The sequence below is a fragment of the Burkholderia sp. Ac-20384 genome (assembly GCF_017104605.1).
Classification (GTDB): domain Bacteria; phylum Pseudomonadota; class Gammaproteobacteria; order Burkholderiales; family Burkholderiaceae; genus Burkholderia; species Burkholderia lata.
This window is the reverse complement of sequence record NZ_JAAGPE010000321.1, coordinates 1-9,928: the sequence shown is the minus strand read 5'-3', so window position 1 is coordinate 9,928 and position 9,928 is coordinate 1. Positions and strand designations below refer to the sequence as shown.

Below are 9,928 nucleotides of genomic sequence, written 5' to 3'. Positions count from 1 at the left end.
GTGTGGGTCCCGGCCGCAGGCGCCGCGATCGCTGCGGCACGCGCGCCACGCGACCGCCCGTAGCGCGCGCATGCCACAGAGGTCGCCGGAATATCGCTCAGACAACGCGCGGGCTGAACCGCACTTTCAAGGGCCAGAGACGCACCCTGGCCGGAACTCGACGACGGCGCATGTACGGCGTCGCCAACCAGCACCATGCGCTCGCTATGCCAGCGCGGAACAGGCGGCATCATCTCGCTGGCAATAGGCGCAAACAGCTGATCGGGGTCGGTATTTCGCAACAGCGTTTGCGCGGGATAGTCATCCCCGTATAGCTCGCGCAGTTGCGCGAGCCACTGCGCCGACGGAATCTCGCGTACGGCCTCCATCGACGCAGGCATCGCGTACGGGAGATTGCCGAACCAGCAGATACCGCGATCCGGATCCGCCCAGTAGCCAAGAAATGCATGCTTGCCGAACACGAAGGTCATCGTGTCGACGGGAATGCGGAGTGTATCGAGCGGCACCAGCGCGCCGAAACCCAGGGTGCCCGCGTAGTGTGGCGCCGGCGCGCCGGGATCGATCAGGCCACGCACCGTGGAGCGGATACCGTCAGCGCCGATCAGGATGTCGCCGTTCGCATGGCTTCCATCTTCGAACGACACACGGACACCGTCGGCCGTCTCGCTCGCGCCCACGAGCCGCTTGCCGTGCACGACCGGAATGTTCGCGTCCACCACGGCATCGCGCAACACCCGGTACAGATCTGAGCGATACACGACGCGGCTCGACTGCATCCCTTCCAGACCGTCGAACCGGGTCAGCACCTTGCCTCGGCCATCCGCCATTGCCATATGGGCAATCGGCTGGCTCACCGCACGAAGTGCGCCATCCACGCCGACGATCTTCAGTGCTTCGAGCCCGTTGGGCGAAACCATCAGGCTCGCCCCGATGCCGTCCGCGGGTGCGGCGTACGACTCGTAGATGGTCGAGCGGATACCGGCCCTGGCCAGCGCCAGCGCGACAACGGGGCCCGCGATGCCGCCGCCGGCAATCAAAGCATGCTGCACCTTCGCCATTTCGACCACCTCATAATCATATTATGACTACAGTATAGTCAAAGTATGACTAAGGAGGCAAGCCGTGCCGCTCATCGATACCAGGACCCGCAATTGAAACCCCGTTCGAGACAACCTTCTCCGCTCGCGATGGTGATTCTCGGCTTTGTGCTGGAAGCCCCGTCGCACGCATACCGCATGCACGAACTCATTCGGCAGCGCGGCAAAGACAACGTGGTCAACGTCGCGCAACGCAACAGCGTCTACCAGACCCTTTCACAGCTGAAGACGGCCGAACTCATCCGCGTTCGCGAGACGGCGCAAGGAGAAGGGCGTCCCGAGCGGGTGGTCTACGAGATCACGCCGCAGGGCAAGAAGACGTTCTACGCGTGGCTGGAAGCGATGCTCGGCGAGCCGCGACGCGAGTTCAACGAGTTCCCGGCTGCGCTCGCGACGATCATGGCGCTGACACCCGGGGTCGCACGCGCGCAGCTTCAGCAGCGCAGCGAAACGCTGAAGCTGCAATTGACCGAGTCGGTGTCGACCCTCAGGACGTGGCAGGACAAGGGGTTGCCGCGGCTCGTCATGCTGGACGACGAGTACAAGCAGGTGCTGCTGAAAGCCGAGATCCAATGGCTGGACGGGTTGATCTCGGAGCTCGAGTCGGGCGCGATGACCTGGAACGAGAAATATCTGCGCGAACTCGCGGCGCAATTCGAATAATTCGTCCTGGGGTTTGCGGCCGACTTTCTGCGGCTGTTCCGGCGATGTCAATCCTCAAATCAGTTGATCGATTTGATGAAATCGATCGATGCGTCGCGCATCCAGCATCGGACGGATTCCGTTTCAGCCATCGCCGGATTCAGATGTCCACCTTCCAGCTATTTAAAAATGTCCGGTTTTAAGGTTGGTTTTGCTGCGTCTTTTTCCTCGTCTTGACCATTACGCAGTGTCGAAGGTCCGCGCCTGAACGGGCAGGGCGCTCACGTTTGTTTCTCCAGCTTTTGCGGGCCGTCGACGTTTTGGCCCGCCGGCGGCCCGCTGCCGGGGTACTGTCCCCCTCGTTCACGCGCCTGCCCGCGGCAACCGACCGCATCGCCACTTTGTGGTCTGGCCCGCAGTCCTCCGTTCGAACTCCGGTTACCGTTGCTAACAAATGAATCCCTTCACGCAGCAACAATGCACGGCGCCGCCGGACAGCACCGTCCCAACGCATGACCGGATCGCGCTATGGCAATACAACCGTCATCAACAAGACAGGAGAGCCTACATGCATAAACCGATCGACACGAAACCGCTCGACCGCTCGCGTATCCGCCAGGCAAAGGATACCTACGCCGATCTGTGCCGCGCTTATGTCCAGCGCAATCCCAATGGCATATACAGCGCCTACATCAGGTCGGCCATCGGGAACGATGCGACGCTCGACCGGCATGCGCGCACACTGGAACTTTATGCGTCGTATATCTCCGACGGCGCGAAAGTACTCGATTGGGGCTGCCGGCATGCGCCGGATTCGTGCATGCTGCGCGTGCTTTATCCCGATCTCGATATTCACGGCTGCGACATCGCCGGTGACGATTTCCAGGAATTCCACGGCTTCGCGAACCTCGACTTCCGGGTGCTCGAGCACGAATACGTGCTGCCGTATCAGGACGGCTTCTTCGACGTCGTGCTCGGCAGCGGCGTCCTCGAGCACGTCGCGTTCGAGCAGCACAGTATCGAACAGATCTGGCGCGTGCTGAAACCGGACGGGATCTTCATCGTCACGTTCCTGCCGAACCACACGTCGCTCACGGAAAACATGTCGCGGGCCATGAAGAACTACAACGGCCACAATCGGCTGTATCGGCTGGAATACGCGAAGAACATTTTTCTCCGTTCGGGATTCGTCGTCGAGGCATGCGGCTACCATCAGGTCTTTCCGACCTTCGCGAAAGGCGTGAACGGCTCGAAGCTGCTCGACACAGCCGCGAATCTCTGCGCGCGAATGAACCGGACGTTCGAGTCCATTCCGTACGTGAACCGCATCTCGTCGAATCTCTACTTCGTGCTGCGGCGCGTGACGCATATGTAATGCGAAGATCGAGCGCGGGTGTTGCGATAGCGTTCGTCGACGCGTTTGCAAGACACGCGCTGCAGGCGCGCTTGCCGTCGGCAACGGCCTGAATGACCTTCAGTCGAACGACTTCGCGCATCGTCATGGTGATGGTTCCAGTCGCGTTCATCGCCGGCGCTCCTTGAGGGGGCTGGCGGTCAACCTACACGCCAAAACACGACATTTTTATTTAGCGGAAACGCGACATTTGAACTTGGGACCTACACACAAACTGTCGATAATGTTGATTATGTCAAATAAGATATTCCAGCCCTAAACCCCGCGGCAAGCGGCCCCCAACCAACCGCTGCCGCACTTTTGAGCGACTCCGAAACGCTCAGGCAACCGGATTCATCCACTCGGTCAGCCCTTCACGCGCATTCAATTCCAGGAACGTCGGCATCGCGCGAAGCGCGTGGATATAGCGCGCCAGATTCGCCCACGTCGTTGCCGGGCGTGGCATGTTGCGCGTCCAGCGCATGAGCATCAACGCCAGGAAGTCGACCGTACTCAACCGATCGTTGATCAAATACGAACGACTGTCGGACAGCAGATTGTCGAGATGCGCCATCGACTCCTCGACTTGTCCCCGCGAAAACGCCTTCACCATCTCAGCACATCGCGGATCGCCATCCGTCTCCGCATAAAACCAGTTTCGCATCGCCGGCAATACGGAATTGGCAAGATAGATCATCATCTCGAACCACTCGGCACGTTCGGGTGAGCCCGGCTCCGGAGCCAGACCCGGCGCAGGATGACGCTCGGCGAGCAGCATCAACAAGGCTGCCGATTCGGTCCGCGGCACGCCGTCGACGACCAGCGTCGGCACCCGGCCAGCCGGATTCAGCCGCAGATACTCCGGCGCATGCTGCGCACCCGTATCGATATCGACGAGGCGCGTTTCGAACGGCACGCCGAGTTCGATCAACATCCAGTGCACGGCCATGCTTGCCGCACCCGGCGAGTAATACAAAACATAGGACATGGTCTGAGTCCGTCTCCTTGAATTGAATCATCCACTAGCCGTCTGCACGACGACCGCCATCAATGCCACGCACGAAAATCAGCCGGCGAAGCGACCTCACTCCCCCACCGCCCCCGCCTGCCGATCATCCCGCTTCGTCACCGCCACCCGCCGGCCCCGTCGCCCAACCGACGCCACAACCCGAAACGCCACCGGCGCGAACACGAGCCCGAACACCGTCGCCGCCAGCACGCCTCCGAACGCGCCCGTGCCGATCGACCGCCGGCTTTCCGCCCCCGCGCCCGTTGCCAGCACGAGCGGCACGACGCCCAGCAAGAACGCCATCGACGTCATCACGATCGGCCGGAATCGCGCCGCGGCCGCATCGACCACGGCCTGCCGCAACGGCACGCCGTGCCCGGCCAGGTCACGCGCATACTGCACGATCAGGATCGCGTTCTTCGCCGCCAGCCCGACCACGGTAATCATCCCGACCTTGAAGTACACGTCGTTCGGCATGCCGCGCGCGAGCGCCGCCGCGATCGCGCCGATCATGCCGAGCGGCACGATCGTCAGGACGGACAGCGGAATCGTCCAGCTTTCGTACAGCGCGGCCAGCGCCATGAAAACCGCGAGCACCGACAACCCGACGAGCAGCGGCGTCTGCCGCGCGGCGACCTGCTCCTCGCGCGCCGCATCGACCCAGTCGAAGCCGATCCCTGCCGGCAGCGCACCGGCAAGCCGCTCCATCTCCGCCATCGCCGCACCCGAACTCGTGCCGGTCGCCGCCCGACCGCTGATGTCGAGCGACGGATAGCCGTTGTACCGGTTCAGCATCACCGGCCCGATCGTCCAGTGCGGCGCGGCAATGGCCGATAGCGGCACCATGTCGCCGGTACGGTTCGGTACGGTCAGCGCCATCAGTTGCGTATCGGTCGCGCGTGCGACCGGATCGGCCTCGATGATCACCCGCCGCATCCGGCCCGACGCCGGGAAGTCGTTGATGTAGTTCGAGCCGAACGTGCCGCCCAGGAGCCCCGCAATTCGCTCGAACGGTACGCCGAGCGCATACGCCTTCGCACGATCGACATCGAGCTCGATACGCGGCGCGTCCGGCAGGTCCTCGAAATGCACGGCGGACAGCAACGGATCCGCCTTCGCGCGTTCGGCAAGCTGCTCGCGGGCCGCTTTCAGCGCGTCGAGCCCGACCCCGCCGCGATCCTCGAGCCGGAACGTGAAGCCGTCGGAATGCCCGATGCCGCGTACCGAAGGCGGCAGCGCCGCCTCGACGTCGCCGTCGAGGATCGCGCCGAACCGCCCGTTGAGCCGGTCGCGCAACGCCATCGCGTCGACGTCGCGCTTCGCCCAGTCCTTCAATTCCACGAACGCCATCCCGACGTTCTGCCCGCTGCCGACGAAACTCCAGCCGATCACGCTCGTCACGTTCGCAATCGCCGGCTCCCCGTGCAGGATCGCCTCCACACGCTCGACGACCGCGAGCGTGCGCGCCTGCGTGGCGCCGGCCGGCAACTGGATCATCACCTGCAACTGCCCCTGATCTTCGGTCGGCAGGAAGCCGCCCGGCATCATCCAGTACAGCAGCCCGCATCCGATCACGAGCGCGGCATAGACGGCCACGACCATGCCGGTGCGGCGCACGGCAAACACGGCGACGCGGCGATAACCGGTTTCGGCGCGCGCGAAGGCCGCACCGAACCGGTCGGCCAGACGCGCGCCGATGCCGCGTCGCCGCGCACGGCCGGTGCCGCCATCGTGTCGCGCGACCGGCTTCAGCAGGTTCGCGCACAGCGCGGGCGTGAGCGACAGCGCCATGAACGACGACACCAGCATCGACGCGATCATCGCCACCGCGAACTGCCGGTAGATGCCGCCGACGCTGCCCGGGAAAAACGCCATCGGCACGAACACGGCGGTCAGCACCGCGGTCACGCCGACGATCGCCCCGCCGATCCGCTTCATGGCCCGGCGCGTGGCATCGCGCGGCGATACACCCTCCTCCATCACGCGGTGCACGCTCTCGACGACGACGATCGCATCGTCGACCAGGATGCCGATCGCCAGCACGAGGCCGAACATCGTGAACACGTTGATCGACAGCCCGAACGCCCACATCGCGACGAACGCGCCCATCAGCGTGACCGGGATCACGACGGTCGGCACCAGCGTGTAGCGCAGGTCGCGCAGGAACAGCCACATCACGCAGAACACCAGCACGACGGCCTCGACGAGCGTCAACACGACTTCGTGGATCGCGATCTTGACGAAGTGCGCACCGTCGAACGGAATCTCGACCGCGACGCCCGGCGGCAATGTCCGCGACAGCTCGGCAAGCCGTGCGCGGATTGCATTCGACGTTTCGAGCGCGTTGCCGCGCGGGCCGAGCTGGATGCCGACCGTCGCGGCCGGCCGGCCGTTCAACCGCGAATAGAACGAATAGTCGTCACGGCCGATCTCGACGCGCGCGACATCCGCGACGCGCACCACCGAGCCGTCCTGTTTCGACTTCAGCACGATCCGGCCGAACTCCTCGGGCGACGTAAGCTGACCCTTGACCACGACCGTCGCGGTGAGTTGCTGGCCGCGCACGAACGGCGCGTCGCCGATCGCGCCGGCCGTGACCGTCGCGTTCTGCGCGCTGATTGCCGCGATCACGTCGTCGGCGCCGAGATCGTATTCGCGCAACCTGGCTGGATCGAGCCAGACCCGCAGCGCCTCGTCGGCATCCCACAGCTCGGCGGCGCCTACCCCCGGCGCACGCTTCAGCTCGCGCAGCACGTAGCGGTTCAGGTAATCGCCGAGCTGCGCGGAATCGCGCGTGCCATCGGTCGACGTCAGCGTGACGAGCATCAGGAACGTGTTCGCCGCCTTGAACACGCCGATCCCCTGCTGGACGACCTGCTGCGGCAGCCGCGGCTCGACCTGCTTCAAGCGGTTGTTGACGTCGACGAGCGCGATGTCCGGATCGGCGCTCGGCGAAAACGTCACGTCGATCTCGAGGTTGCCGTGGCCGTCGCTGCTCGTCTCGTAGTAGAGCAGCCCGTCGGCGCCGTCGAGGCTTTCCTCGATGATGCTGCCGACGTCGGCATCGACCGTCTCGGTCGACGCGCCCGGGTAGGACGCGGTGATCACGACCCGCGGCGGCGCCAGGCGCGGATACTGCGCGATCGGCAGTTGCGGAATGGCCAGCACGCCCGCGACGACGATCGCGAGCGCGACGATCCACGCAAAGACGGGACGGTCGATGAAGAATGACGGCATCGGCGAGTGTCGGCGAACGCGCTACAGCGTGAGTTCGAACGAACGCGCAAGCAACCCCGGCAGCTGCGCGCCACCGGTGGCGCGCTCGCCGTACGTGTCGTCGTTCGCGAGCAGCACCGGCGCCGCGCCGAGTTGCTCGAGCTCCGACCCGAACAGCCGGTAGAAGCTGTCGTCGAACCGCATCGCGTCGATAGGTGCGACGATGCGCCCGCCTTCGACCCAGAACGTCGCGAACCGCGTCATCCCCGTCATCCGGCACGCGATCGGGTCCGAGAAGTTCAGGTACCAGAGGTTGCCGACGTAGAGCCCCGTGTCGATCGCGGCCAGCACGTCGGCATCGGCGAGCGTACCGCCCGCGATCGTCAGCGACTGCGGCGATTCGCCGTTGTCCGCGCCGTTCGGCGTGCCGCCTTGCTCGCGCGCGGTGCGTGCGCAGACGAGCTGCCCGGCGCCCCGCCCTTCGACGACGAGCGGCACGCTGTCACGCCGGTAGCCGTCCGCGTTGAACGCCGGCGCGATACCCAGCGAGAAATCCTCGGTAATCGACACACGCGGATCGAGCGCGACTTCGCCGGCGTACAGGCGATGCAGCGGGCTGCGCGCGCTCGCCACCGCACGCGCCGAAAAACCGCTCCAGCCGAGCAGGCTCGTCATCTCGTGGACGGCGTCCGGCGCGAAATACGCGCGGTAGTGCCCGGGCGCAAGCGCCTTCGGCGTGCGGCCGAGCACGGGCAGCCGTGCGGCGGCCGCGTCGACCTTCGCCGCGAATGCTGCGTCGCTCCAGTCGTCGCCCGCATAGACGGTCTTGATCGCGCGGCCGCTCGGGTCGTACAGCGACCAGCTGAAGTTGAAATTCTCGACTTCGTACCAGCCGCGGCTGCCGGTCGACGACGCGAAGCCGCGCGCCAGCGTGCCGCCTGCGTAGAAGCCGACGAAGTCGAGCCCGCGCGCGTATTCGGCCACGATTCGCGCGAGCCCGTCCGCATTCGGCAGGCGCCCGGTGCGGCGCGTTTCCTGCAGCCACGACGAGGTATCGAACAGCAGGTGCGGATCGTCCTGCGCATCGCGCAGGCCGTCGCGCAACACGGCAACCGCGTCTGCCAGTTCGCGCAGGTCGGCCACCGGATCGCCGCAGACGGTCAGCGCCGAGTGCGCCTGCCGCGCCCCGTCGACGAGCCGCACGGACAGCCGCCCCTGCGTGACGCGCCCGGTCTGGCGAATCTTGCCGCCATTGAAGCGGATGAAGTCGGACGTTTCGCTGGAGAAACCGAGCAGCACGGTTTCGGTCGGCGTCGTCAGCCGTTGCGCGTCGTCGGCGAGCCGGGTGAAATGCGCGTGCCAGTCGATTCCGGCCTGGCGTGCCATCGGATCGAATCCCGTCATCACGCGCCTCCGAATACGTCGACGCCGGCGAACACGCAGGCAGGCGCGGCGTGGCCGACGCGGATGATCTGCGCGGGCTCGCCCTTCCCGCAATATGGCGTGCCGTAGATGTCGAACGTGCTCGCATCGCCGACCGCGCGCAGGCTGCGCCAGAACTGGGCGGAGATGCCGCGGTAGTTCGGGCGCTTGACGACCTGCGTGAGCCGGCCGTTCTCGATCAGTTGCCCGAATTCGCAGCCGAACTGGAATTTGTTGCGATGGTCGTCGATCGACCACGACGTGTTGGTGCGCATCAGGATCCCGTGCTCGGTGCCCGCGATCAGCGCATCGAGCGGCTGGTCGCCGGGTTCGACGTTCAGGTTCGCCATCCGGTCGATCGGCGCGCGGTTCCAGCTCGACGCGCGCGAGTTGGCCACGCCCGGCAGGCCCGCGCGCTGCTGCGACAGCGCCCCGCCGAGCAGCCGTTCGAGCACGCCGTTGCGAATCAGGTATTGCTTGCGCGCCGGCGTACCGTCGTCGTCGAACGCGTAGGACGCGGCTTCGGCCGCCGGCTCCGGATCGAACGTGACGTTCAGCAGCGGCGACCCATATTGATAGTGGCCGACCATCTCCGGCCTCACGAAGCTCGATCCGGCGAAGTTGCGCTCGTCGCCGAGAATCCGGTCGAGTTCGAGCGGATGGCCGATCGACTCGTGGATCTGCAGCATCATCTGGTCCGGCATCAGCAGCAGGTCGCGCCGGCCGGTCGGGCAGTTCGGCGCGGCGAGCAACTGCAGCGCCTCGTCGGCGACGCGTGCGCCGGCGCCGTCGAAGCCGTAGCGCGCCAGCACGTCGATGCCGCCCTGCGCGAGCGTGCCCGATTGACCGAGCGAGCGCGTCTGCGTGTCGCCGTCGCCGTGCGCGACGGCCTGCAGTTCGGGCATCAGGAAGCGGAAGCGCTGGTCGATCCGCACGCCGTCGCTCGTCACGTAACACTGCTCGGTGTGCACGATCATCACGCTCGCGGCGCGCTCGACGATGCGCGCGCCGAGGTTCGCCGCCGCGCATTCGTGCGCAAGGCGCTCGATCCATTCCGCGCGCGACGGCAGCGCCGCATCCACCTCGGGAGAACGGAAGCGCGTCGCGTAGGGACAGAGTGAAAGAAGCAGTGTAGAGACAGGTGGACGA

Annotated in this window: 7 protein-coding genes; 2 read left to right on the top strand and 5 right to left on the bottom strand. The window is 65.5% G+C overall.

The genetic code is table 11. From position 1 onward, the window contains the following. The coding region (locus tag G3O00_RS35665; RefSeq protein ID WP_206145796.1) for an NAD(P)/FAD-dependent oxidoreductase at positions 1 to 1,058 on the bottom strand (1,058 nt) is incomplete at its 3' end. 45 nt (positions 1,059 to 1,103) lie between these two features. Here G3O00_RS35665 and G3O00_RS35660 point away from each other — a divergent pair. Next, positions 1,104 to 1,760 (top strand): PadR family transcriptional regulator, encoded by a 657-nt coding sequence (locus tag G3O00_RS35660; protein WP_346779014.1) that lies wholly within the window; start codon positions 1,104 to 1,106, stop codon positions 1,758 to 1,760. A gap of 547 nt (positions 1,761 to 2,307) precedes the next feature. Further along, positions 2,308 to 3,114, top strand: a complete 807-nt coding sequence (locus G3O00_RS35655) for a class I SAM-dependent methyltransferase (RefSeq protein WP_174936705.1) — start codon at positions 2,308 to 2,310, stop codon at positions 3,112 to 3,114. Between the two features lie 358 nt (positions 3,115 to 3,472). On the opposite strand, the gene G3O00_RS35650 is transcribed toward G3O00_RS35655, so the two are convergent. From G3O00_RS35650 to G3O00_RS35635, 4 genes are all read right to left on the bottom strand, one after another. Then, on the bottom strand, positions 3,473 to 4,120 hold the full coding sequence (locus G3O00_RS35650; RefSeq protein WP_206145794.1) for a glutathione S-transferase: 648 nt from the start codon (positions 4,118 to 4,120) through the stop codon (positions 3,473 to 3,475). A 96-nt stretch (positions 4,121 to 4,216) separates the two neighbouring features. Next, a complete protein-coding gene (locus G3O00_RS35645; protein WP_206145793.1) occupies positions 4,217 to 7,378 on the bottom strand; it encodes a multidrug efflux RND transporter permease subunit in 3,162 nt (1,053 codons plus the stop codon). 21 nt (positions 7,379 to 7,399) lie between these two features. Next, positions 7,400 to 8,761 (bottom strand): metallopeptidase TldD-related protein, encoded by a 1,362-nt coding sequence (locus G3O00_RS35640; protein WP_206145792.1) that lies wholly within the window; start codon positions 8,759 to 8,761, stop codon positions 7,400 to 7,402. Beyond that, positions 8,761 to 9,928 (bottom strand): TldD/PmbA family protein (locus G3O00_RS35635; protein WP_206145791.1); only part of this gene is annotated, 1,168 nt, incomplete at its 5' end. The genes G3O00_RS35640 and G3O00_RS35635, both read right to left, overlap by 1 nt.